This is a genomic window from Rhodococcus sp. As11 (genome assembly GCF_048957735.1).
GTDB classification, from domain to species: domain Bacteria; phylum Actinomycetota; class Actinomycetes; order Mycobacteriales; family Mycobacteriaceae; genus Rhodococcus; species Rhodococcus gordoniae.
Genome location: NZ_JARDJE010000001.1, coordinates 31,243 through 54,362, shown reverse-complemented (window position 1 = coordinate 54,362; position 23,120 = coordinate 31,243). Strand labels below are relative to the sequence as shown.

General features: G+C 66.8%; 29 protein-coding genes. 21 read left to right on the top strand and 8 right to left on the bottom strand.

Translation table 11 applies throughout. The features are described 5' to 3' along the window. Positions 1 to 7: 7 nt before the first annotated feature. Positions 8 to 814, bottom strand: coding sequence for an MBL fold metallo-hydrolase (locus PV766_RS00315; RefSeq protein WP_255162278.1), 807 nt, complete (start codon positions 812 to 814; stop codon positions 8 to 10). Between the two features lie 36 nt (positions 815 to 850). Here PV766_RS00315 and PV766_RS00310 point away from each other — a divergent pair, with 36 nt between their 5' ends. Beyond that, positions 851 to 2,887, top strand: a complete 2,037-nt coding sequence (locus tag PV766_RS00310) for an alkaline phosphatase family protein (protein ID WP_421096206.1) — start codon at positions 851 to 853, stop codon at positions 2,885 to 2,887. 646 nt (positions 2,888 to 3,533) lie between these two features. Next, entirely contained in the window at positions 3,534 to 5,249 is a 1,716-nt protein-coding gene (locus tag PV766_RS00305; RefSeq protein ID WP_421096205.1) for a SulP family inorganic anion transporter, read from the top strand. Here PV766_RS00305 and PV766_RS00300 read toward each other — a convergent pair. After that, positions 5,234 to 6,649, bottom strand: coding sequence for a hypothetical protein (locus PV766_RS00300; protein ID WP_421096204.1), 1,416 nt, complete (start codon positions 6,647 to 6,649; stop codon positions 5,234 to 5,236). The genes PV766_RS00305 and PV766_RS00300 overlap by 16 nt on opposite strands. A gap of 198 nt (positions 6,650 to 6,847) precedes the next feature. Between PV766_RS00300 and PV766_RS00295 the strand changes: the two genes are divergently transcribed. From PV766_RS00295 to PV766_RS00275, 5 genes are all read left to right on the top strand, one after another. Further along, positions 6,848 to 7,297, top strand: a complete 450-nt coding sequence (locus tag PV766_RS00295) for a DUF6325 family protein (RefSeq protein ID WP_026003161.1) — start codon at positions 6,848 to 6,850, stop codon at positions 7,295 to 7,297. 32 nt (positions 7,298 to 7,329) lie between these two features. After that, on the top strand, positions 7,330 to 7,620 hold the full coding sequence (locus PV766_RS00290; RefSeq protein ID WP_064064375.1) for an SHOCT domain-containing protein: 291 nt from the start codon (positions 7,330 to 7,332) through the stop codon (positions 7,618 to 7,620). A gap of 134 nt (positions 7,621 to 7,754) precedes the next feature. Beyond that, complete coding sequence (locus PV766_RS00285) at positions 7,755 to 7,919, top strand: hypothetical protein (RefSeq protein ID WP_242496758.1); 165 nt, start codon at positions 7,755 to 7,757, stop codon at positions 7,917 to 7,919. 525 nt (positions 7,920 to 8,444) lie between these two features. Further along, complete coding sequence (locus tag PV766_RS00280; protein ID WP_016933092.1) at positions 8,445 to 8,645, top strand: cold-shock protein; 201 nt, start codon at positions 8,445 to 8,447, stop codon at positions 8,643 to 8,645. Positions 8,646 to 8,677: 32 nt separating this feature from the next. Then, positions 8,678 to 9,310, top strand: coding sequence for a helix-turn-helix domain-containing protein (locus PV766_RS00275; protein ID WP_421096203.1), 633 nt, complete (start codon positions 8,678 to 8,680; stop codon positions 9,308 to 9,310). Between the two features lie 223 nt (positions 9,311 to 9,533). On the opposite strand, the gene PV766_RS00270 is transcribed toward PV766_RS00275, so the two are convergent. Next, positions 9,534 to 9,995, bottom strand: a complete 462-nt coding sequence (locus PV766_RS00270) for a hypothetical protein (protein WP_421096202.1) — start codon at positions 9,993 to 9,995, stop codon at positions 9,534 to 9,536. Between the two features lie 7 nt (positions 9,996 to 10,002). After that, positions 10,003 to 10,728, bottom strand: a complete 726-nt coding sequence (locus tag PV766_RS00265) for a GAF domain-containing protein (RefSeq protein ID WP_421096201.1) — start codon at positions 10,726 to 10,728, stop codon at positions 10,003 to 10,005. Positions 10,729 to 10,875: 147 nt separating this feature from the next. On the opposite strand from PV766_RS00265, the gene PV766_RS00260 reads away from it, so the two are divergent. The 4 genes from PV766_RS00260 to PV766_RS00245 all read left to right on the top strand — a co-directional run bounded on the left by PV766_RS00260 (position 10,876) and on the right by PV766_RS00245 (position 14,165). Further along, on the top strand, positions 10,876 to 13,197 hold the full coding sequence (locus PV766_RS00260; RefSeq protein WP_421096200.1) for an ATP-dependent DNA ligase: 2,322 nt from the start codon (positions 10,876 to 10,878) through the stop codon (positions 13,195 to 13,197). Positions 13,198 to 13,394: 197 nt separating this feature from the next. Further along, positions 13,395 to 13,667 (top strand): LuxR C-terminal-related transcriptional regulator, encoded by a 273-nt coding sequence (locus tag PV766_RS00255; protein WP_016933095.1) that lies wholly within the window; start codon positions 13,395 to 13,397, stop codon positions 13,665 to 13,667. Continuing rightward, positions 13,664 to 13,825 carry a hypothetical protein gene (locus PV766_RS00250; RefSeq protein WP_421096199.1) on the top strand — a complete coding sequence of 54 codons (162 nt, stop codon included), beginning with the start codon at positions 13,664 to 13,666 and terminating at the stop codon, positions 13,823 to 13,825. Before PV766_RS00255 ends, PV766_RS00250 begins: the two co-directional genes overlap by 4 nt. 10 nt (positions 13,826 to 13,835) lie before the next feature. Further along, positions 13,836 to 14,165, top strand: coding sequence for a YnfA family protein (locus tag PV766_RS00245; RefSeq protein WP_016933097.1), 330 nt, complete (start codon positions 13,836 to 13,838; stop codon positions 14,163 to 14,165). Between the two features lie 42 nt (positions 14,166 to 14,207). On the opposite strand, the gene PV766_RS00240 is transcribed toward PV766_RS00245, so the two are convergent. From PV766_RS00240 to PV766_RS00230, 3 genes are all read right to left on the bottom strand, one after another. After that, entirely contained in the window at positions 14,208 to 14,660 is a 453-nt protein-coding gene (locus tag PV766_RS00240) for a hypothetical protein (protein ID WP_016933098.1), read from the bottom strand. Positions 14,661 to 14,755: 95 nt separating this feature from the next. Next, positions 14,756 to 15,529 (bottom strand): amidohydrolase family protein, encoded by a 774-nt coding sequence (locus tag PV766_RS00235; protein ID WP_421096198.1) that lies wholly within the window; start codon positions 15,527 to 15,529, stop codon positions 14,756 to 14,758. A gap of 55 nt (positions 15,530 to 15,584) precedes the next feature. Continuing rightward, positions 15,585 to 16,565 (bottom strand): helix-turn-helix transcriptional regulator, encoded by a 981-nt coding sequence (locus tag PV766_RS00230; protein WP_421096197.1) that lies wholly within the window; start codon positions 16,563 to 16,565, stop codon positions 15,585 to 15,587. A 99-nt stretch (positions 16,566 to 16,664) separates the two neighbouring features. Between PV766_RS00230 and PV766_RS00225 the strand changes: the two genes are divergently transcribed. Further along, positions 16,665 to 17,036: a VOC family protein gene (locus PV766_RS00225; protein ID WP_232284709.1), complete on the top strand. Its 372-nt coding sequence runs from the start codon at positions 16,665 to 16,667 to the stop codon at positions 17,034 to 17,036. A gap of 19 nt (positions 17,037 to 17,055) precedes the next feature. On the opposite strand, the gene PV766_RS00220 is transcribed toward PV766_RS00225, so the two are convergent. Then, positions 17,056 to 17,871: a DUF5602 domain-containing protein gene (locus PV766_RS00220; RefSeq protein WP_421096196.1), complete on the bottom strand. Its 816-nt coding sequence runs from the start codon at positions 17,869 to 17,871 to the stop codon at positions 17,056 to 17,058. 346 nt (positions 17,872 to 18,217) lie between these two features. Between PV766_RS00220 and PV766_RS00215 the strand changes: the two genes are divergently transcribed. From PV766_RS00215 to PV766_RS00175, 9 genes are all read left to right on the top strand, one after another. After that, positions 18,218 to 19,366, top strand: coding sequence for a tyrosine-type recombinase/integrase (locus PV766_RS00215; RefSeq protein WP_421096195.1), 1,149 nt, complete (start codon positions 18,218 to 18,220; stop codon positions 19,364 to 19,366). A gap of 209 nt (positions 19,367 to 19,575) precedes the next feature. Then, positions 19,576 to 19,827, top strand: coding sequence for a helix-turn-helix domain-containing protein (locus tag PV766_RS00210; protein WP_397519261.1), 252 nt, complete (start codon positions 19,576 to 19,578; stop codon positions 19,825 to 19,827). Next, positions 19,824 to 20,096, top strand: a complete 273-nt coding sequence (locus PV766_RS00205; protein ID WP_421096194.1) for a DUF6011 domain-containing protein — start codon at positions 19,824 to 19,826, stop codon at positions 20,094 to 20,096. The genes PV766_RS00210 and PV766_RS00205 overlap by 4 nt, the downstream gene beginning before the upstream one ends. Further along, positions 20,093 to 20,500: a hypothetical protein gene (locus PV766_RS00200; protein WP_421096193.1), complete on the top strand. Its 408-nt coding sequence runs from the start codon at positions 20,093 to 20,095 to the stop codon at positions 20,498 to 20,500. Before PV766_RS00205 ends, PV766_RS00200 begins: the two co-directional genes overlap by 4 nt. Continuing rightward, positions 20,497 to 21,720, top strand: a complete 1,224-nt coding sequence (locus tag PV766_RS00195; RefSeq protein WP_421096192.1) for an AAA family ATPase — start codon at positions 20,497 to 20,499, stop codon at positions 21,718 to 21,720. Before PV766_RS00200 ends, PV766_RS00195 begins: the two co-directional genes overlap by 4 nt. Before the next feature lie 331 nt (positions 21,721 to 22,051). After that, positions 22,052 to 22,354 carry a WhiB family transcriptional regulator gene (locus tag PV766_RS00190; RefSeq protein ID WP_421096191.1) on the top strand — a complete coding sequence of 101 codons (303 nt, stop codon included), beginning with the start codon at positions 22,052 to 22,054 and terminating at the stop codon, positions 22,352 to 22,354. Continuing rightward, positions 22,351 to 22,524 (top strand): hypothetical protein, encoded by a 174-nt coding sequence (locus PV766_RS00185; RefSeq protein WP_421096190.1) that lies wholly within the window; start codon positions 22,351 to 22,353, stop codon positions 22,522 to 22,524. The genes PV766_RS00190 and PV766_RS00185 overlap by 4 nt, the downstream gene beginning before the upstream one ends. Next, the gene (locus PV766_RS00180) at positions 22,521 to 22,880 is read left to right on the top strand and encodes a helix-turn-helix domain-containing protein (protein ID WP_421096189.1); all 360 of its coding nucleotides are present in this window, start codon (positions 22,521 to 22,523) and stop codon (positions 22,878 to 22,880) included. Before PV766_RS00185 ends, PV766_RS00180 begins: the two co-directional genes overlap by 4 nt. Further along, the gene (locus tag PV766_RS00175) at positions 22,877 to 23,116 is read left to right on the top strand and encodes a hypothetical protein (RefSeq protein ID WP_421096188.1); all 240 of its coding nucleotides are present in this window, start codon (positions 22,877 to 22,879) and stop codon (positions 23,114 to 23,116) included. Before PV766_RS00180 ends, PV766_RS00175 begins: the two co-directional genes overlap by 4 nt. Positions 23,117 to 23,120: the final 4 nt, after the last annotated feature.

Sequence of the window (23,120 nt, the reverse complement as noted above, 5' to 3'; positions counted from 1 at the left end):
TCCGATTTCACCGTTCACCCCGGCCGGTACCCGGTGTGTCGATCGAGTCACCCGGGGACAGCTCCACGGCGGCGATCCCCGCATACTCGGCCCGGCGGACGAACTCGGTGCCGGGTTCGAAGAACAACCGGGGGCGGACGGCGCCGAATCCGATCGGCCACAGCGTGCCGTAGTGGATCGGTACGGCCAGGCCTGCCTGCACCAGACGGGCGACGACAGCGGCCCGGCCGGGATCGAGGTGGCCGTCGCCGAGGGTGGGCCCCCAACCTCCGACCGGTAGCAACGCCAGATCCACCGGCCCCACATGGTCGGCGAGATCCGGGTACAGATCCGTGTCGCCGGCGAAATAGGTGCGCCGGTCTCCTTCGACGACGTACCCGACCGCCGGCGCGAGTTCCGGTCCACGACGCCAACGGCGGCCATCGTGCCGGGCGGGCACGGCGCGCACGGTGACCGTGCCGACCCGTGTTCCCTCGCCGGGACGCAACGGCACCAGCCGGTCGGCGAATCGACGCAGTGCCGGCAATCCGTCGACAGCTCCCCAGGGGACCACGATCGGAACGTCCGTATCGAGCAACCGCAACGACCTCAGGTGGGTGTGGTCCGCGTGCAGGTGTGAGAGCAGGACGGCATCCGGATCGCGCACACGCGGTCCGGCAGGGGTGGGTCCCCGGCGGCGGTGCAGATGCGCGACGCGGTCGGTGAGCACCGGATCGGTCAGGACGACCGTCCCGTGGTCCTCGATCAGCGTGGTGGCATGCCCGAGCCAGCGCAGACCGGATACAGGGGCATTCGGACGCGGCGGCGTGCGCATGAACCTTACGATTCCAGACGTGGGAAGGGGCCCGCGATGCGTACGGTGGGCGGCTTGTTGCGGATACTCGTCGAGTTCCTCGTGTTGTGGGGATCGTCGGCGCTCGTGCTCGTCGTGCTCGACCGGGTCCTCGACGGCATCACCCTCGACCGGTCCGGCTTCGCTCCGATACCGACGCTGCCTGCCGCGCTGGTACTCGCGCTGGTGTTCGGTCTGCTGAACGCGGTGTTGTGGCCGGTGATGATGCGGTTGATGTCGTGGATCGGCCCGGTATTGCTGTTCGCCGGAGTCTTCGTGGCCGGCGGTGTGATCATGCTGCTGACGCTGTACCTGGTACCGGTCGCCAGGGTGGACCGCGCGGGCGATGCGATCGTGCTCGCCGCGCTGGTCTCGCTGGTCACTTCCGTCGTCTCGGGCGCGATCGCCTCCCGTTCCGATACCGCCTACCGGTTGATGCAGGTGCGACGGAACCGGTTCCGATTGCGGCACAACGCGACGCTCGTGGGTGCGCCTCCGGGGTTGCTGTGCATCCAGATCGACGGGCTCGGGTACGACGTACTGCGGCGGGCGATCGCCGACGGTGTCACGCCCGGCCTGGCGAAGCTGGTGCGTGAAACCCACCGGCTGGTGCCGTGGCACACCGATTGGAGCAGCCAGACCGGAGCGACCCAACTGGGCGTGCTGCACGGCTCCAACCACAACGTGCCCGCATTCCGCTGGTACGACAAGACCACCGGGCGTATCTCCGTGTTCAGCAACCCGGCCGACAACGAGCAGCGCGAACTCGAACGAGCAGAGCGGCCCGGGCTGCTCGCCCACGACGGTGCGAGCCGGGGCAACCTGTTCACCGGTGGTGCGCAGGACAACGTACTGGTCGTCAGTCGTATGCGCGGCGCCCGGCTCGGTGGGGGCGCCGGCTACAGCGCCTATTTCGCCGATCCTGCGAGTGCGCTGCGCACCTTCATCCGGATGATCGCGGAACTGCAACGGGAACTTCGTCAGTCGCTGCGGCAGAAACGGAAGGACATCCGGCCACGGGTACCGCGTGGCGGAATGTACCCCTTCGTCCGCGCCTTCGCGACCGTACTCGCCACCGACGTCACCGCCGCCGCGGTGGTCGGTGATCTGATCAAGGGACGTACTGTCGTCTACCTCGATCTGATCGGCTACGACGAGGTCTCGCACCACTCCGGGATCTCTCGGCCCGAAACGCTGTCCGTGCTCGCGAAGGTCGACGACATCATCGCGATGCTGCTCGCGGTCGCGGAACAGTCCGACCGGTCCTATCGCGTCGTCGTGCTGTCCGATCACGGGCAGAGTCAGGGCGCGACGTTTCTTCAACGCTACGGAGAGAGCCTGGGACAACTGGTGATCCGGTTGGCCACACGGGACGAGTCGGCCGATCGTCACCGGCACGAGCGCAGGGCGGAGCCCTCGACCCGGCCCGGAGGGGAAGGACGCGCGTATGCCGCAGCCAGCATGCACGCCGCGCCGGCCGGCGAGCAGGCGCACACCGTCGCCGGTGAACCGATCGTGCTCGGCTCGGGCAACCTCGGCCTGATCTACTTCCCTCATCTGCCCGGCCGCGCCGACGTCGATACCATCGAGGCCGCGCACCCGGGGCTTCTCACTGCTCTCCGGGAGCATCCCGGCATCGGCTTCCTGCTCGTCGCCACCCCTGGCGGATCCGTCGTGCTCGGAGCCCACGGCCGGGTGGACGTGACGACCGGTGAGGTCACCGGCCGCAACCCTCTCGAGGTGATGGGTCCCGATGCGCTGGCGAAGATCCGGCGCACCGACACCTTCGACAACATCGCCGACATCATGGTCGGCGGTGCCTACTGGCCCGAGACCGACGAGGTTGCGGCGTTCGAGGAGCAGGTCGGCTCGCACGGCGGTATGGGTGGCCCGCAAAGCACTCCGTTCCTCCTCTATCCCGCCGCGCTGCCCCCGCCACCCGAACCGCTGAAGGGCGCCGAGAACGTGCACGAGGTGCTCGCCGGGTGGCGGGATCTCTCGGTGAGACCGTCCACGGCCACGACCGATCACGACGCGACGGTCGGGGACGGGTGACCCGGCTCGGAACGAATGGAACCTGTTCGGGAGAGGTTGTTCTCGTCGATGGGTGCGTGTTCCGTTCGTCGGCCGACCCGGCCGATCAGTGTTCCCACGGTCGTTCCACCGGCCGTGGTGCCGACGAGCCCGATACCCACGGGCGGGAAGAGCGCGGCCACCGGCCCCGCGCCCGGGCCTCAGCCGAGACCGACCTCCGCTCCGTGACTGGTGGGGTTCTCGTGCTCGCTCACGTCCTACCCTCCGACATCCGGAATCGCAGGCGGAAGAACGGAATCGACAATCGAAGGTTCGGAGAATCCGTGCTTCACCGCCTTCTCCACGAGGAACGGAACGACGTCTCGGACCCTGCTCCTGACACATCGGCGGTAGCCACCGTGCACCGCGTTCGATGTCGTCCGAGGGAACGTGGGGACACCGAACGATGCGACGTTCGATCACCTGTCGGACCCGACGCATCTCGTCGTCGTCGCCGGTTATCGTTCGATCGTCGTCCTCGCCTCGGATACTCGTCAAGGCTCGAACAGGTCTCCGAATCCGGGCGAAGGCGCAGAATGGATGTCGGGCGGAGGTGGATCGTGGAACACGAAACGGGACACGGGAACAGTCGGGAGCGCTCGTTCCCGGTGCGCAGGAACTTCGGGCCGTGTCCCGATTGACGGGGCTCTCCGCGCTTCCCGGAATCGCCACGGCTCGTGGCTACCGTCGCGAGTGGTTGCGTCCGGACCTCACCGCCGGCCTCGTGCTCACCGCACTGCTCATCCCTGCCGGAATGGGATACGCGGAAGCGGCCGGACTGCCTGCCTATGCCGGCCTCTATGCGACCATCGTTCCGCTCCTGGCCTATGCGGTGGTCGGCCCGTCGAAGATTCTCGTCCTGGGCCCGGACTCGTCGCTCGCGCCGCTCATCGCAGCGGCCGTCCTCCCGCTTGCCGTCGCAGACGACCCGGAGAGTGCCCTGGTCTTCGCCGGGATACTCGGTGTGCTCGTCGGCGTGATCCTGCTCGTCGGAGGGTTCCTCCGTCTCGGCTTCGTCACCGAACTGTTGTCCAAACCGATCCGGCTGGGTTACCTGAACGCGATCGCACTCGTCGTGATCGTCGGGCAACTGCCGAAACTGCTCGGCTTCTCGGTCGACGCACCCGGCCTGCTGGGGGAGATCCGGGAGATCGGGGAAGCCGTGGCGGGCGGCGGGATCGACCCGGTCGCAGCCGGTATCGGGCTGGCCTCCCTCGCGGTCATCGTGGGTTTCCGATTGTGGTTGCCGCGGATACCGGGAGTCCTGGTCGCGGTCGTCGGAGCGATCGTGACCTCCGCCGCGCTGGATCTCACCGACGACATCGGAATGGTCGGTGCGCTGCCCGAGGGGCTCCCGCTCCCGTCGTTCGGCGGGGTCGGATGGGGAGACGTGGTCCGGCTCGTCGGACCGGCGGCCGGTATCGCACTGATCGCCTTCGCCGACACCGGGGTGCTCTCCCGCACGTTCGCTGCGCGCCGAGGCGAGAACGTGAACGGGAGTACGGAGATGAAGGCGGTGGGTGCCGCCAACATCGCCGGGGGACTCTTCGGGGGGTTCCCGATCTCGGCGAGCGGATCGCGGACGCCGGTGGCCGAGCAGAGCGGCGCGCGTACACAGTTCGCCTGTGTCGTAGGCGCGGTCGCCGTCCTCGTCTTCGTACTCGCTGCTCCGGGTCTGACCACCTACCTGCCCGATGCGACTCTCGGCGCCGTGGTGATCGTCGCCGCCACGGCCCTGGTCGACATCCGGGGCATGGTCCGGATGTGGAGGATGAGCACGGTCGAGTTCGGGCTGGCCGCCGCGGCCTTCCTCGGGGTCGCTCTGGTGGGCGTGCTGCAGGGCATCCTTGTCGCGATCGGTCTGTCCTTCGTCTCGGTGGTCGCGCACGCGTGGCAGCCGTACCGCACCGAACTCGTACGGACCGCCGACCGTCCGGGATTTCACGACGTCGAGCGTCATCCCGACGGGACCCGTATCCCGGGGCTGGTGCTCGTCCGGTTCGACGCTCCGCTGTTCTTCGCCAACGGTGAGATCTTCGATCAGTACGTGCGCTCGGTGGTCGCCGGAAGCGAGGTGCCGGTCGAGTGGGTGATCATCGCGGCCGAACCGATCACAGGACTCGACACCACTGCCGTCGACGAACTCGTCGACCTCGACACCTATCTGGAAGGCAACGGAATCCGGCTCGTATTCGCCGAGATGAAGGGACCGATCAAGGACCGGCTCGTCAGATTCGGGGTGGGAGACAGATTCGACCCGACTCGCTTCCACCCGACCGTCGAGGACGCGGTGAACGTCTTCATCGGCAGGACCGGTCGTAGCGGCGATCAGGTCGTCGGCTGATCCTCGATCGCCGGATGTTCCTCGACGGTGCGTGCGGGCCTGATCACCAGTTCCAGGACCAGCAGCGCCAGGACCGCACCCAGCACGATGAGCGCGACCACGAGCCCGGTGGGGTAGCGCCAGAACATCACGAGCAGGGCGGCCACTCCGATGATGACCGACCGGATCACGATGCGGGCACGGAAGGCTGCTGCCTCGAAGGGATTCGGCGGGCGCGGCCGGCGCAGTCGTTGCACGGCGTCGAGGCTGCGGCCGAACCCGCGCCGGACGGTCTCGGCGGAGGACGAACCACCGGTGAGGTAGGCGCCGAGAGCGATCACCAACCCGAGGACCGCGACCGCCCGGAGAGTGGTTCGCAGCGGTACCAGCACGGCATCGATGATGGCGGCAGCCGCATCCGGCGACAGGACGTCGGGCGGAACACCGTCGAGATACAGCGATCGAGCGATGATGAGGGCGACCGCCAGAACGAACATGCCTACGACCAGCGCGAGGCCGACGAACGCGAGTGCGCGTAGGCGCCGTCCCGTCGGTGCGACCGCGACTGCGGCGGCAGCAGCGGCGAGCGTGATCCAGGGCAGTACATCGGACACGTTGTCGAGGGTGTTCACGGCCCGTTGTGCCCGGACCAGTTCCGGTGATCGGAACAGGACCAATTGTTTGTCGACACTCGGGATCTTCTCGGCGAACGTGAAACCACGGTCGAGGAGGCGAGCCTTCACGTTGTCGATCACCGTGCCGAGCGAGATGCTCACCGTACCCGCATCGTCGACCGTCACGGACGACGGACCGAGATTCCCGGTCACCACCGCGACCAGGGCATCGTGGGCGGCGCGATTGGCCTGGATCCACAGATCCTCGAATCGGTCGCTCTGTACGAACGACAGCACCGTCTGGTTGACGAAGCTCCGCGCCTGCCCCGTGATCACCGGTGCCAGTCCCTCCACCGCGCGGTCGACACGGGGCGCGTTCTCCGTGGCCGGAACGGCGTCGGTGAGGGCAACCAGTGCGTCGGTCGTCAGGCCTTCGATGTCCACGCGCGTGAAGATCTCGTCGGTGACGGAGTTCGCGATCTGTGTCTGGATAGCAGGGTTGGAGCCCAGCGGGGCGACGGTGGTCACGTACCGGTCGGTGTCGAGGATCTCGCTGCGCACGAACCGTGCCGTCACCGACAGGACGGCCAGAACCGCGACCAGCACGGTGAGCAGCGCAACCGCAGCCCAGCGCCATCCGTGTCTCGGGGGCCGTGGTTCGCGAACGGGTTTCGTCCCGGGAGCGGCTCGTTCTCGTTCCCGAAGCGTGGCGACCTCCGCGCGCAACCGGTCGAGTTCGGCGCGTTCGTCGTCGTCCAGTCGACCCGGTCGGGGATCTTCACCGCCCGCGTCGGTGTTCGTGGCCATCCCTGCATCGCCTCCCCTTTCGGGGCCGGACTCAGTATGCGCCGCCGAGGATCTCTCCGTTGGAAATTTGGACTCCATTCACTTCGGAAATGGCCTCCGCGCGGTCATACTCGACAAGAGGGGATCTGTTCTCGACGACACCGGCGGAAGTCGGCTCCCGGCTTCCGCGAACGATCTTTCATCGAAACGAGGCTCCAGGTGACCGATTCGGATATCGACGAGATGGGCCCGGTCGACTATCTCGTCATCGAATTCCCCGCCGACCGACCGCCGAACGGCTCTGCTCTACCGCTGCTGCTCGATCTCGTCGAACGAGGAATCATCCGGGTGCTCGATCTCGCGTTCGTCCGCAAGGACACCGACGGTTCGGTCGCCGGGATCGACATCTCCGAGGTCGGACTCGAAGGAGAGGTCGACGTGACGTTGTTCGCGGAGGCGTCCTCGGGCCTGCTCGGCGACACCGACTTCGACGAAGCGGGGGCCGCGCTCGAACCGGGCTGCTCCGCCGCCGTGCTCGTCTACGAGAACACCTGGGCTGCTCCGCTGGCGCGAGCACTGCGTCGAAACGGCGCCGAACTCGTCGCATCCGGGCGTATCCCGGTGCAGAGCATCCTGGCTTCGCTGGAGAAGCTCGATGTCGAAACGTGATTCTAGCGAACGAGATACGTGAGGAGATCATCATGCCGGGACTGCTTCGTGGGGTGGCTCGTACCGCAGTCGTAGCGGGGACTGCGACAGCCGTCTCCAATCGGGTCTCCCGCCGTCAGGGGGCGCGGTGGAGCGCGCAGGAACAAGCACAGTACGGCCGGCCCGAACAGTACGCACCCGAGCCCGCGCCGACCCCGGCGAGCCCGCCTCCGGGTGGGACGGACCGCATCGCGGCGCTGAAGGACCTCGCCGAATTGAAGGCGCAAGGCGTGCTCACCGAGGCCGAGTTCGAGAGGGAGAAGGCGAGGATCCTCGCATCCTGAGCACGAGTCCGGCCTCCGCGTCGGGCGGGCGCGCCCCGCTCCGACGCGACGACGGGTTCGACGGGTTCGACGGGACGAGCCTCATGGGCGACTGGAGGTGTACGGTACACCGGATCGACGAGCCGACCGAGTGCGTGGCGAGGCTGTCGCTGGTACTGGCGGACGAGCTCACCTCGGCAGAGGTGCAGGACCGCGCTCGTGTGCTGGCCCGCCAGTTCTTCGGACACGACGTCGATGTCGCTGACGTCGAACCGGAATACTGGTCGACGGGCACTCCCCGCCGGCCACCGTCGACGTGAACGGACGCCGTTCCCTCGCGGTCCGCATCTGTTGTCGGGAAAGGTGTTTCGCCCTGAAGGCATCGGATATCCACACCGGCGGTGTGGTGCGGTGCGGTCATCTCGTTGTGGACGTGGCGTCGGTGCGGCCTGCGCGATCATCGCTGCGGAACGGACCGGAGGGGTCGATGCGGCGAACGAAGGGCCTGGTACCTGATCCGTCCTCGGGCGTTTTGTCGGGACATCCGAATAGCAAGTGCCCGTTGGGTATACACCGACATGCATGCGGTGTGTAGGCACACCGACGGAGGCGGAGGCATCGGGTGCACCTCTCTGTTTCCGGATGTCCGGACCCGAACCGACTCCGTTGGTGCGCAGATGAATCGGAAGAAATGGTACGAATGTCACCGATTCGGCGCGGGCGCTTCCCCCGGCCCCCCGAACAGGATTCAATGACAGGTGCAGAGGGACTGCCGGGAGCGCAGGGGATACGCTTCCGCATCGCTGCTCCGTCGGGAAATTCGCGAACGGTGGCAGGGGACGACAATGGAACACGGAGTTGTGCTGTGGTTCGATGCCGGTCTGGGACACGGATTCATCCGTGACGACGACGGCACCGAAATCCTGGTGCATTATTCACAGATCGACGGGAGCGGTTACCGCTTTCTGACAAGTGGCCAGCGAGTACGGTTCGACGTGGGCTACGGAATCTTCGGCCGACAGGCGGTCGACGTGCACGTGTGCTGACGTCTGGGCCGTCCGGACGGTGGGAACGGACCATGGACACACGTGCGAACGAGCTGGTGGGGGAGATCCACGTTTCTCCCTCCGAGGAGCAGGTGTGGGCCTCGCGGGCTGCAATCGAACGGGCGACGGGCGTGCTGATGGAACGATACGGCCTCGATGCCGGACAGGCGAAGGAATCGCTGCTTCGGGCCTCCCGCCGTGCCGCCGTACCGACGGTGCAATTGGCGGAGGAGGTGCTCGTCTCCGGCCGGACGCATGAGCCGTCCTCGATTCGGGAAGTGCTGGACACCGCACCCGCGCCTGCGGCCCTGCAGAAGGCCATCGCCTTCATCGAGGCCGAAGCGGCTCGCCCGATCAGACTGGCCGATATCGCCGCTGCCGCCGGTGTCGGAGGGCGCGCCCTGCAATACGATTTCGTGCGCCACCATCACACGACGCCCGTGCGGTATCTGCGTTCGGTACGACTCGAGCGGGCCCACCGTGATCTGCAGACCGCCGACCCGAACCGTGAGACGGTGGCCTCGATAGCGGCGCGCTGGGGCTTCTCGTCTCCCGGGCGGTTCGCGGCGCAATACCGGTCCGTCTACGGTCGATCCCCTCGCGTGACCGGCGCGGGACGGTTGTGGTCCGATCGGATTACCGACGAATCTCCGAGAAACGAATAGACTGCACCGGAAGCGAACAATGCGTCGCTGTCGAGACTGCCGACGGGGCGTGAGACTTCCGGCGCAGGGGGTCGGATGCGTCCACCTGCCCCGTCGGCAGTAACTCGAGCATGCACATTCGATCCCGGCCGGGGCCATTCGGCGTATTCTCGGGATATCGATGATCGCCCGTCACCCCCTGCACGGACGATCACCGCCGCCGGGTGGATCCGATGTCGGCCACTCAGGCGATGCCGGACCCTGCCGCCCCATTCCCCTGCTCGGGCGACAGGGTTTCGGTGTACGTCGTGCGCCCCGCCTCACCGGCCGGAATCGAGTCCCGGGCCTCGTGATCCTCCTGGACCTTCGTCGATATCGTTGTCCCTGGTGTCCTCATCGGTGCCGCCCGGGGAATCGTCCTTGTCGCGCGCACCGTTCTCTTCGGAGGGGACGCGGGGAGTTCGGCCGAGTAGGGCGCACGGGGCGGGGCGATCTCGTCGAGACGTTCGTTGATCGCGTGGGCGATGAGATCGTGCTGCAGGTGGGGAAGCGGCAACAATCCGTTCAGATAAGCCTCGACCTCGACCTTTCCCACCTCGCCCCCGAGCGCGAAGTAGCGGAGCCACAACTCCTCGACTCCGAGTCCGGAGGCACGAAGGGCAGCAAAGAGTCGGCGACGGTGTTCGCCGTCGGGTAGATAGTCCACTCCGACCTCACACCGTCTCGGTGTGGGTCGACGCGACTATCTCGGCTGCCACCTCCCGTACGGGGATGCGCCGCTGTACAGACGATTCGAGCAGTCGCTGCGCGGCGCGATCGGCTTCGAGATTCTCGCGCAGCATCACGATTCCTTTGGCGGTAGCGATCAGATCCCGATCGCGCAGGGCACGAAGCAACCGCTCGTTGAGTGCTTCGGCTGCGGTCAGGGTGTGCATGTTCGCCAACAGGATCGCGGCCTGATCGGCGAAACGGCCGAGAATGTCCTCGCTGTCCGAGGTATAGACGCGCGGACGTGTGGAATACACCTTCAGCGCGCCCATCATCTCGCCCGCGTACTGCAGGGGAACGCTCAGCGACGAAGACATCCCCAGCTCCACCGCCCGCCTGGACCAGTCCGGCCAGCGCTCTTCCACTTCGAGGTCGTCCACTCGCACCGCCACGACGTCCCGGATCGCCGTCAGACAGGGACCCTCGCCGAGTTCGTACTGCAGCGCATCGAGATGCTCGACCATCCGCCCGGTCGCGGCGGACGTGGAACGGTTGCTCGTCTCGTCGACGAGAGTGATACCCGAGCCGTCCGTGCCGGGCAATGTGTCCTTCGCCAGTGAGGTGATCAACTCCAGCACGGTGGTCACGGTCTGTTCGGACAGCAACACTCCGGCCATGCGGGCGAACACCGCGGCCCATGCATCGGGAGTCGGATCGTGCGACTCCGTCATCTCCCACCTCCTGCCCGAACGCACCTTCGTGCGTCACCGATATCTCGACGCTGCCCGTTCCGAAGCTTCGGCGTTCACGGACGTGCCGCCCCGATCACCCTCTTCGACACCGCACCCGAACGCGCCCGAATCGGCAGAATCCGAAGTATGCCGACCCGGACGATCGACGGTCACCGCATCACCCTGACCAACCTCGACAAGGTGCTGTATCCGAGCACCGGGACGACGAAGGGTGAGGTCGTCGAGTACTACGAAGCGATCGCCGAGGCGATGCTGCCCCACATCGCCGGCCGGGCCACGACCCGCAACCGGTGGCCGAACGGCGTCGGTGGACAGTCCTTCTTCGAGAAGAACCTTCCGGACCACGCACCGGCATGGATCGAGCGTCGCACTCTGCACCACAAGGACCGGCGGGTCACCTACCCGCTGTTCGATTCGGTCGCCGGACTGGTCTGGCTCGCACAACAGGCAGCCCTCGAACTCCACGTCCACCAGTGGCGTTTCGACGGAGAGAAGGCCGGACCCGCGACCCGCATCGTCTTCGATCTCGACCCCGGGCCCGGGGTGGGCCTGGCCGAGTGCGCGGAGGTCGCCCGCCACGTGCGCGACACCGTCTCAGAACTCGGGTGGGACGCCTATCCCGTGACCAGTGGCAGCAAGGGGATACACCTGTACGTTCCGCTCGACCGGGTGTTGTCCTCGGCGGGGGCGTCGAAGGTGGCGAAGCAGGTCGCGCGCAATCTCGAGACGACCCTTCCCGGCCTGGTGACCGCGACGATGGCGAAATCCGCGCGCGAAGGCAAGGTCTTCGTCGACTGGAGTCAGAACAACAGTTCCAAGACGACGGTGGCTCCGTACTCGCTGCGCGGTCGCGACGAGCCGTGGGTTGCAGCCCCGCGTAGCTGGGACGAACTCGACGATCCCGACCTCTCGCAACTGCAGTTCCGCGACGTGCTCGCTCGTATCGACGAGCTCGGGGACCTGCTCGCCGGACTGGATCCGCCGCTCGGCGGCGGCACTGCGTCCGGCGGCGACGCCCTGGACACCTACCGCGGCAAGCGCGACGCGGCGCGCACCCCCGAACCCGTGCCCGACCGCGTCCCGGACGACGGTCCCGGCAACAGGTTCGTCATCCAGGAACACCATGCGCGTCGCCTGCACTACGACCTGCGGCTCGAACGCGACGGTGTGCTGGCCTCCTGGGCGGTGCCGAAGAACCTGCCGGAGACCTCCGGGCGCAACAACCTGGCGGTACGGACCGAGGATCATCCCATCGAGTACCTGACCTTCCACGGGACGATCCCGAAGGGCGAATACGGTGCCGGCAGCATGACCGTGTGGGACACCGGCACCTACGACACCGAGAAGTGGCGGGACGACGAGGTGATCGTCCGTTTCCACGGCGAGCGGATCGAGGGACGGTACGCGCTGATCCGCACCGAGAAGAACCAGTGGCTCGCGCATCGCATGAAAGACCAGGCGGAGCCGACCCCCGAGCCTTCGTCCGACGGCGGGCCGTCGGGGTCGAAGGTCTTCCCGCACGACCTGGCGCCGATGCTCGCGACCCCCGGTGACGTCTCGGATCTCGACGCCGAACACTGGGCGTTCGAAGGCAAATGGGACGGATACCGCGCGATCGCGGAGATCGAGGACGGCACGGTGAGGCTCCGCAGTAGATCCGGACGCGATGTCACCGGCGACTATCCGAAGCTCGTCGAACTCGCGACGATCCTCGACGGTCACCGGGCGGTGCTCGACGGGGAGATCGTCGCGGTGGACCGTTCCGGCGTGACGAGTTTCTCGATGCTGCAGCGCGGCGTGAACTACGAGTACCGCGTGTTCGATGTGCTGTATCTCGACGGGGTCTCGCTGCTGCGCAAGACCTACGACGATCGCCGCCGGGTCCTCGAGGCGCTTGCCGCCGCGACGGACGGACTGATCGTCCCCGATCTGCTCCCGGGTGACGGACCCGACGCTCTCGACCGCAGCCGGGCGAAGAACTGGGAGGGCGTGGTCGCGAAGCGCCGTGACTCCGTATACCTGCCGGGCAAACGCGGAGCGGGATGGATCAAGTCCAAGAACTGGCTCACCCAGACCGTCGTGCTCGGAGGATATCGGCGCGGCCGCGGCAATCGCGCCTCCACCTTCGGATCCTTGTTGCTCGGCGTCTACGACGACGGCGAGTTCGTCTACGTCGGCAAGGTGGGGACCGGTTTCGACGCCGAGACCCTTCTGTCGGTGGCGAAGACCATGAAGGGGCACACGAGTCGTACGAACCCGTTCGCGAACGAGGTGCCGGCCGCCGAACGCCGCGATGCGGTGTGGCTGCGGCCCGAACTCGTGGGGGAAGTGCGGTTCGGGGGATGGACGGAAGGAGACCGAGTGCGGCACGCGAGCTGGCGCGGTCTGCGCGACGACATCGACGCGTCGAGCGTGGTGCGAGAAGAGGAAGCAGGCACCGACTCCTGACATCGACGTATCGAGCTCGGGCGCGACGGCCGGCGGATCGGTTGAGCGGTCGAAGTACCGATGCCCGTATTCTGTCGGGCAGAAAGAGATCGGTATGGGTGATCGTCGCCTTCAACCGTTACGTTGTATCCACTCGAAACGGTGTTCGTCGGGGGACCCGGCTCGATCCCATGTATTCATCTCGGTAGGGACGCGCTATGACGACGATGCTCGGACATTCCCCGGCTCAGGAGCCTGCACCACAGAAGCCCGCACTCTCGGCTCGCGAGATCGAGATCCTACGGGCCTGGTTGCTCTGCGAGTCCAAGGCAGAGGCGGCTGCGAGCCTGTTCGTCACCGCAGCCACGGTCAGCACCCACATCGTCCGCATTCGCGAGAAGTATGCGCGGGTCGGGCGTAGGGCGACCACGAAGACCGCACTGCTCGCCCGCGCCCTGCAGGACGGTGTGATCTCCATCGACGAACTGTGACCCGTCGGCTTCTCACCGGGCAGGGTGGACACACGACGGAAGCCACGAGTGCGGCGAACGCCGCGCGTCGACGGGGCGTGGACGTGGTGATGCTCGACGATCACGGCATGGACGAGCGCGTGCGCGGCATCGAGTCGGGTGCGGTACCGCAGGACTAGAGTTCCTCGTGTGACCGTGCTGAAGTCGTTGCTGCTGTTCGCCGTTGCCGCCCTGTTCGAGATCGGTGGTGCGTGGCTGGTGTGGCAGGGCGTGCGCGAGCACCGCGGCTGGATCTGGATGGGGCTGGGCGTGATCGCGCTCGGCGCTTACGGTTTCGTCGCCACGCTCCAGCCCGACGCGAACTTCGGGCGCATCCTCGCCGCGTACGGCGGGGTGTTCGTGGCCGGTTCGTTGGTGTGGGGCATGGTGATGGACGGCTTCCGGCCGGATCGATGGGATGTCGCGGGCGCGCTCGTCTGCCTCGTGGGCGTCGCCATCATCATGTATTCACCTCGGTGACGGGGCATCCGGTGCGGGCGGCGCCGGATGCCTCTCCCGATGTCACGGCACTACGACGCCTCCGGCTGCGGGGGTCGAGTTGCACAGCGGTCCACTGCCGAGATTCACCGAGCCGAACACCGTGGCCACGACTTCACCCGGTCCGGTGTCGACCAGCGCCGACAGGTTCGGGTACGCACCGCCCAGATCGACGATGCCGGTACGGCCGGTGGTGCGATTGAGCCATGCGACGCTGACCTGGCCTGCTGCCGGGACCGGCCACAGCGCTTCCCGCGTGGAGAACAACACGTGTCCGCCGGGAATACCGGCGTCCGGTCCGGGTTGCGCCGCGACCGAGGTCAACGACGCGAGGCTGCCCTGATTGATGCAGCCGATGGTGATCGCCGTGCCCAGCGGCTGAGGGGGTGCAGCGGTCGCCGCACCGGTGAATGCGATTGCGGCAGCGAGGGGAGCCGCCAGGGCGAGAATTCGACGTGCACTTCGCAGTGCAGGCATGGTGCTGCTCCTCGGAAAAAGGGACGTCACGTCCGGGAGCCGACCGCGGCGAGGAATACCGCGGCGCGTCCCGCGCACCGATGACGAGCGTGAGTCTATCGAGACACCGAAGTTCCTGGAGCGGTTTCGGTCTCGATCCGGTACAGCCCGGAAGCATTGCGGCGCAATACCGCGTCGGCGAGGTCGTCACCGAGCACGTCCTCGACGAGGGCGATGTCGGTGTCCCGGAACGGTCGTGGTGCCCGCGTCGACGGCAGATCGGTGCCGAACACGAGGGCAGCGGGATTCGCATCGGCGAGGGCCCGCAGCGCGTCGGCCACCGCGAAGTCGACGCGCCCGAACCCCGTGGCCTTCACGCGGACACCACTGTCCACCAGGCGCAACAGTGACGGCAGGCCGTCCCGCGACAATCCCAGATGATCGATCGACACCGCGGGTAGCGCCGCGATCGTCGAGTGCACATCGGCCAGATCGCGGGCATCGATGTACAACTCGGCGTGCCAGCCGACGAGATCGTGGACCCGGCGGGCGACCCGGTCGAGTTCGGAGAGGGTCGCCGATCCGCCGCGGCGGACGTTGAATCGCACCGCCTGCACGCCCGCCGCGTCGAGCCGCACGATCTCGTGGTCCGAAGCGGTGACCGGCAGGTGCACGACACCCACGAAGGACGGACCGAGCCGGTCGAGCGCGTCGAGGAGGAAACTGTGATCGAAGGCCTGGAACGATGCCGACACCACCGCTCCTCCGGTGACGCCCAGATGCGCGACCCGCGCGAGATAGTCGTCGACGGTGAACGGTTCGGGTAGATACCCGTCGTTCTCGACGAGGGGGAAGCGCGGATCGATGATGTGCAGGTGCGCGTCGAACATCTCCCCACGATAGGAATCGCCCCGCAGCCGGGACAGGTTTCGGATCATCGGGAGTTCAGGGGCGGCGACGATGCGCGGTATGACGGCGGAGGAGCGACTCGGCCAGTCCTGCCACGAGGTCCCGTGCCTCGGGTGGCCCGACGATCTCGATGTGCTCGCCGAACTGCAGCAGTTGCCGCACACCGTCGATCGAGTCGTAGGCCACCGTGATCCGCGAAACGGCCGGTCGCGGCCCTGCGGTGCTTCCGCGCAGGCGGGCACCGAGGATGCGCCGTGCGAGGTCGAGACGGCTCGTCGCGAGATCGGCGGTGACGACGTCCTCGCGTCGTTCGAGCGCGTCGCCGAGTTCGCGTGCCAGGGCGGGCAGGGTCCGGCCGGGGGACAGGCGGCGCGGCCGGTCGAGCACTTTCCACGCACTCAGGCGGGTGAGTGCGAACAGTCGTGGTCGCCCCTGATCGTCGGCCACGAGATACCAACGGCCGGCGCGGGAGAGCACACCGTACGGATCGACGACGATCTCGCGTTCGTCGCGGTGCCCGCTCGAGCGGTAGGTGATCGCGAGTCGTCGTCCGCGTCGCAGGTCGCGGGTGAGCGCAGCGACGTCGGCCCGGTCCTCGGCGGCGAACCATCCCCGGTTGTCGACGGTGACCACCTCGGTCAGCGGCAGCAGGTCGTTCTCGCGTGCGCTGGACGGCGTGCGCCGGCCGCGCGCGGTGAGCTTGTGGACGGCGTCGCGTGCGGTGGTGTCGACACCGAGTTGCCGGGCCCGGCCCATGTCGAGACCCAGGGCGCGCAGGACGTCCACCTCGGACGCGGTGAGCCGGTTCAGGTCGGTCGGCCGACCGGGGAGCATCACGATGCCGCCGTACCTACCGCGTTCGGCGACCACCGGAAGGCCCGCAGCAGCAAGCGTTTCCACATCGCGCAACACGGTGCGCCCGGAGACGCCGAATTCCTCCGCGAGTTCGGCGGCCGTGACCCGTCTGCGGGCCTGCAGGACGACCAGCATGCTCAGCAACCGCTGCGGCCGGTTCACGGACTGTTCGATCTCCTTTCGAAAACACGACAGGAACTGTCGGGTTTCGGTGCCACGGTAGTCCCCGAAGCCTTCACCGCCTACCGGAAGGGGATGTCGATGACCGTGTCGTCGCCCAACCTGTTCCTGATCTACGTGACCGACGTCGAACGTGCGACTCGCTTCTACAGCGACCTGTTCGACATGACCCCGCAGATGACGACCCCGCGCTACGTCTGCTTCGAAGTGGCGCCGGAAGTGCTGTTCGCGCTGTGGTCGGGTCGTGCCGAGACCGTGGATGCGAACGCGCCGCGGTTCTCGGAGGTGGGCCTGATGGTGCCGGGCTCGGCAGCCGCCGTCGATGCGATCTACGACGAGTGGGCCGGCAAGGGGGTGACGGTCGTGGAGGCACCTCGCGACGAGGTGTTCGGGCGGACATTCGTGGTGTCGGACCCGGACGGCAACCTCATCCGCGTCTCCCCGCTGGACTGAGCCCGCTCGACCGGCCGATCTACGACGCCTCGCGCATCGTGAGCCCGCCGAGTTCGACCGTGTACGTCTGCGACGCCTCGTCCCACCACACGGAGTAGGTGGTGGGGTACAGACCCGCGCGCTGGTAGGCCTCGGGCTGGGGGAGGGGCTCGTGGATCGCAGGCCGGGACGCGAGCCACTCCCGGCTCATCATGGGTTCGATGAACGCCTGCCGGCCGTCCCACGTGCCGTAGAGCACCGTCTCGGTGAAGTGGTGTTCCGCAGCGGAATCGTGCCCGGTCTCGGTGGTGTCCACCCAGTGCAGTCCCATACCTGCGACCGTCGAGGTCAGCGGATCTCCGGACGGTGCGTACCCCTTCGGGAGGTAGCGCGGGTCGGGCACGCGGGCAGCAGCGGGGATGTAGCCGGGAGCGAAGGGATGGATCGACTCCACCGTCGGCCTGTCCAGCAGATAGAAGTGGACGTCGAAATGCGGGACGTCGAAGCCGTGCTGGGGGTCGTGGCCGTGCGAGTTCCAGTCGATCGTGACGTGGTCGAAGGCCGTGGCGGCCGCCTCCTCGGGCAACTCGAGCACGTAGGCCTCGGTGACCGGCAGCAGCGCGGCGGGCAGGTCGTCGAGTGCGCCCGTGTCGAGTCGGACCCCGATGGTGGCCGGCGTGCCCTCCTCGTCGACGGTGACGTACGTGCGGGCGTTGCCCGCGCCGACCGGACGGGCCGGTCCTTCGACGAGGCCGGAGACGCCTCCGGCCCCTGCGGGGGCGGGAGTGACGAACAATCCGAGGACCGCCGCCGAGACGATCACGGCGAGGTGTGAGGCACGAGGCCGAATGTCCATGTGAGGTCCTCGATTTCCGTCTCCAGCGGCATCGTTCTGGATGCTAACCGTCGTGCGGACGGCGGAGGACGGACTAGATCGAACCGTGATGCGGGGGCTTCGGGCGGTCGGCGGTGATCCCGGAAGGTCGCGAAACCGGCGGTGCCCGATGCTCGGGACCCGAGTGGTGTCGGATGGTGCCCCCGGCAGGATTCGAACCTGTCGTGAATGCCGATCTTCTGCGATCGTTGACCAGGGAACTTGTACCGCATCCGCTGGTCATACGTGAATCTACATGTGGACAGTTGTGGACGCAACGTGTCATAGGATGAACCTGATTCTGCACATATTCTGCACGAGGGGCGATATGGCGCGTCGAAAGAAGCGATCCTTCGGAGGTCTCCGCAAGCTTCCCTCCGGTCGGTGGCAGGCGAACTACACCGCGCCTGACGGGTTGCTCTACAAGGCGCCGCGCACGTTCGCCGCTGAGGACGACGCAATCGGCTGGTTGAACGCCGAACGACGCCTCATCGACCTGGACGTGTGGACGCCACCCACCGAACGGGGTCTCGACGAACCGCCGGCACCCGTACTCACCCTCGGGGACTACGCCGATCGGTGGATCACTCATCGGCACCTCAAAGAGTCCACCCGGCACCTCTACCGACGCATGTTCGAACAGCACATCGAACCGACCCTCGGAGCACTCCCGCTCGATGGCGTGGCACCAGATCAGATCCGCGTATGGTTCGCCGACCTTCGCGACACTCCCGGCCCGAACAGGGTCTCGACGGGTAAGACCCGTAATGCCCGGGTCTACGCGTTGCTGAGGACCATTCTCGGGACGGCAGTCGACGATGGACTCATCCCTACGAATCCCTGCCGGATTCCTCGAGCTGGACGCACCGAACGTGCCCACGAAATCAGGTTGCTGTCCCTCTCCGAACTTGATGCACTCGCCTACGCGATGCCTGATCGTCTCCGGCTGCTCGTGAAGCTCGGTGCCTGGTGTGGTCTAAGGCGGGGGGAACTGCTCGAGTTGCGCCGCAGTGACGTAGCTGAGGACGGCAGCGTGGTGCGTATCCGCCGAGCAGTTGTGTTCGTGAAGGGGCAGCCGCATGTCGGTGCGCCGAAGTCGACCGCAGGCGTCCGAGACGTTGCCGTACCCCCACACGTCCGTACTGCGGTGGTGGATCACCTCGCCGAGCATGTGAGCCGTGGGAAGAATGCGCTGCTGTTCACATCGACGGACGGGGACCGGCTAGGGGAGTGGACGTTGCGATACCACTTCGAACAGGCCGCAAAGAAGATCGACCGCCCGGATCTCCGCCTGCACGACCTCCGGCACCAGGGCGCAGTTCTCGCAGCGCAGGCCGGCGCGACCACAAAAGAACTCATGGCACGTTTGGGGCACTCGACCCCGAACATGGCGATGCGCTACCAGCACGCTGCAGCAGGACGTGACGCTCAGATCGCGGAACGGCTGTCACAGCTAGCGACTCGCGATGACGCTTAGCGAGCAGGGTGTGAAAAGACGTGTGCTTTAATGGTCTTGCTGACCGATTAAGTGGACAGTGATTGACAACCGAACACAGCACGCTAGCCCGAATATGCGGCGGAGTACCGATACGGACCCAGGAGGTCTAGGTCCCACCGCGCAATAAGGCGAACGGCGCAGGTTTCCCAGGCGGAAGAACGTCGAGCAGCACAGCACCTCACAGGGAGGTGACTTGTGCGCTCGTGTTCTTCCGTTTCGCTTTGGGAGAGACCGTGCCAGTGAATAAGTCGAAGCGTCGACTGGTTTCGATACCGCAGGCCGCTGAGGAATACGGCGTCTGCAGCAAGACAATCCGCCGTTACATCTCAGCGGGCCGTATCACCGGATACCGGTTCGGCCCCCGGATGATCCGTGTGGACCTCGACGAGATCGAGGCAATGATGCGCCCAATGGCTGCGGCTGGGGGTGCGTCTGCATGACCTCGAACAGCAGAATGCGCCCCGCGGGCAACGAGGCGCATCCGAAATCCCAAATGGCGGCGGGACACACCGATTCTAGCGAAGATCCCCGCTACCACGTGCCTACGCCCACGGACCGCGAGATCGCAGCGGCCCTCGAGATCGTGCAGAGCGCCGGCTACTGGGTCGCAGTGCGCTGCACCGCCTGTGGGCACCCTCTCGTATCCCCGAAGTCACTCCAAGCCCACATGGGTCCGAAGTGCGCCGCCCGTGAGGGGGTGCGTCGATGAGCACCCACGAAAACGAGCTGCTCGAGGCGGTGCTCGGGACCGATCCCGGCCTTACACGCCCGATCCCGTCCTCGGCGGTGCTCGCAGACTTTGTGATGCCGCACATCCTCAAGATCCGCGACGACGGAAATGGCAACCTCCGTCAACTGCCCCTCATCGGCTCGCAGGCATGGGAGAACGCAGGCGACGGGGTGAAGTGGGCCGTGGTCGCCACACTCGCCCTACAGGGCATCTGGGCCGCCGAACGTGGACCTGACGAACGTGTGGCATACGCCGAATCCGGTGATCGCGTCGATTCCCTCATCGACTGGGGTGCCGAAGCGTACCGACTCGGATACGACGCCGGCCGACGCGACCAAGCCCAGACCAGCCGTCGCCAGCACCGCGGGACGGGGGCAGCATGAGCGTAGATCCATACCTCGACGTTCCACCGTTCGACGACTCTTCCCACTCACTGCTGGCAAGTCGACTGCGGTCGGGAGCTTGGCTCGACGCGCAACAGTTCCCGCCGTTGAACTGGGCCATCGATGGAGTGATCCCCGAAGGGTTCGGATTGATCGTCGCCCCACCGAAGGCCGGCAAGAGCTGGTTCGTGCTCGGTGCGGCCCTGGCGAAAGCAGACGGTGGTCGGGCACTCGGATGCATCTCGGTTCGTCGCGGCCCGGTGCTGTACCTCGCGCTCGAGGACGGATACCGACGCCTGCAATCCCGGTGCCGAATCCTGCTAGGGGACAGTGTCCCAATCCCGGGACAACTCGACGTCATCATCGACGCCCAGGCCCACGAAGTTCCCATGCTGGTCGGGGAGTGGTTGGAGCAGCATCGGCATGACGCACCCCTCGTCGTGCTCGACACGCTCGGCAAGGTGATGCCGCCGAAGGCCGCGGGGGAGTCGGACTATCAGCGCGATTACAGAGTCGCCGGCAAACTCAAGGCACTCGCGGATGCGGTACCCGGTTCGACCGTGCTCGCCGTGCACCACACCCGCAAGGCCGAATCGAGCGATTTCGTCGATGCGGTGTCCGGGACACAGGGCATCGCCGGTGCCGCTGACTTCATCCTCGTGCTCGCCCGCAAACGCCACGACGATCAGGCATCCCTCGCTGTGACCGGCCGCGATGTGATCGAAGCCGAGTATGCGATCACATCACGAGACGGTGCCTGGACGCTCGATGGAGGAAGCCTCAAGGCTGCCGCCGCGGCTCTTGCGGAACGGAAGTCCACGGACGGGATCGGGGACCGTAGCGCCGAAATCATCCGGTACGTCAGCGGCTATCCCGGTGGTGTCTCACCGAAGGAAGTGGCGGATGCTCTCGGGATTCCGGATGCACGCCGATACTTGGCGCGTCTGGCGGATGCGGAGCGGCTACGGAAGATCGGCCGCGGGTTGTACGGACCCCCTAGTACCCCTGTCCCCACTGTCCCACTGTCCCAATCGGAAGACGAAAAGGACGAACTCGAGGGGGAATGGGACAACGGGACAGTGGGGACAGCCCCCGGACAAGGGGACAACACTGCTCGCTGCGTCGTATGTGGACAACCCTTCCTCTTCCCCGCAGCCGGAAAAACCATCTGCTCCATCCGAGACGAAGCGCACGACAACGCACGTGGTGGTGATCGCTGATGAGCCACCCCGATCCGTTGCAGGCCGCGCACCTACCCAACGGCTACGCCGCCACCGTCTGCATCACACCCGACGGCGGAAGGGTGCTCTGGCTACTCGCCAACCACGGACGTATCGAGAATGACGACGAGTTCGGGTGCAGCTGCCAACGCTGCGCACCCCACGAGCACCCAGGCCGACCGATCCCGCCCCGAATGGTTGCCGCTCTCGACCGAGCGCATCAACCGCGCTGCGGCCGTCCCCGTAGCGACGGCCAACCGTGCCGCACCCCGGTCGCTCGAGACGGCAAAGCCTGCCACTGGCACCGCACATCCAACCGAGGAGTAACGCAGTGACCCGCGCCAAGTCCCGACTTCCACAGATCCCCGATCCCATCGCCAGCCTCGTCGACGACCGCCTCACCGGCGCCCGATGCAGCGGCCGACATCCCCTGTTCGATGCCGAGATCGACAACGAGACCACAGAGCAGCGATCGGCACGTTTGGCATGGGCACGAACCGAATGCACACGATGCCCGATCCAGGGCCTGTGCCGAACCGCAGCACACGAACAAGACCATCCCCTCGGGATATGGGGCGGCAAGGTCCACGGCCTGCCCGGCCGCCCCGGACGAAAGGACACCCCCGCAGCATGAGACTCGTCGTCCGCCGCAGCAGGCAGAAAGTCACCACCAACCCCGGAACCGACTTCCCGATCCTGTTCGAGTTCAGCGGAGTCGCCATCGCCATGCGCCCGTCCGAAGCACTCGCCCTCGCAGACCAACTCGTCGACGCCGCCGAACAACTACGGGAAGGCCGAGCATGACCGTGCAGCACCTCGCACCCGGTGTCATCCTGCTCACCGGAGACGCCCTCACCACCGTCCGCTACGCCGTACGCGTCGCCATCGCAGCACGGCACCGCAACGGCTACCCCGTCCCCCGAGAACTCACCGAACTCGCAGCAGCCGTGACCGAACCCGGAACCACGGACATCGAACCAACACGCGCACAACACACTTCAACCGAACTACTCGACATACAGGAGACGGCACGAATGCTCGGATGCAGCCAACGCCAAGCACGCCGCCTCGCACCCCAACTCGACGGACGCCTCCACGCAGGCCGCTGGCTCATCCCACGTGCCGCCGTCGACGAACACGTGAAAGGACGGGCCGCATGAGCCCCACCCGGCACGAGTTGCTGGACATGCTCGCCGCCATGACCGACGACGAGCTCCGCCGCACCATCTCCGAAGCCCGCGGAGCCGACCCCGGCCCCGCCAACGTGCGCGACCTCATCCACCGCGAACTCAACCGCACCCCCGAACCCGACCAGCCGGCACCCGTCGCCCTCAACGACGACGAAGGACTCGCCCGCATCATCGGCGCGAAACTCAACCGCAGCCGCGAACTCTAAGGAC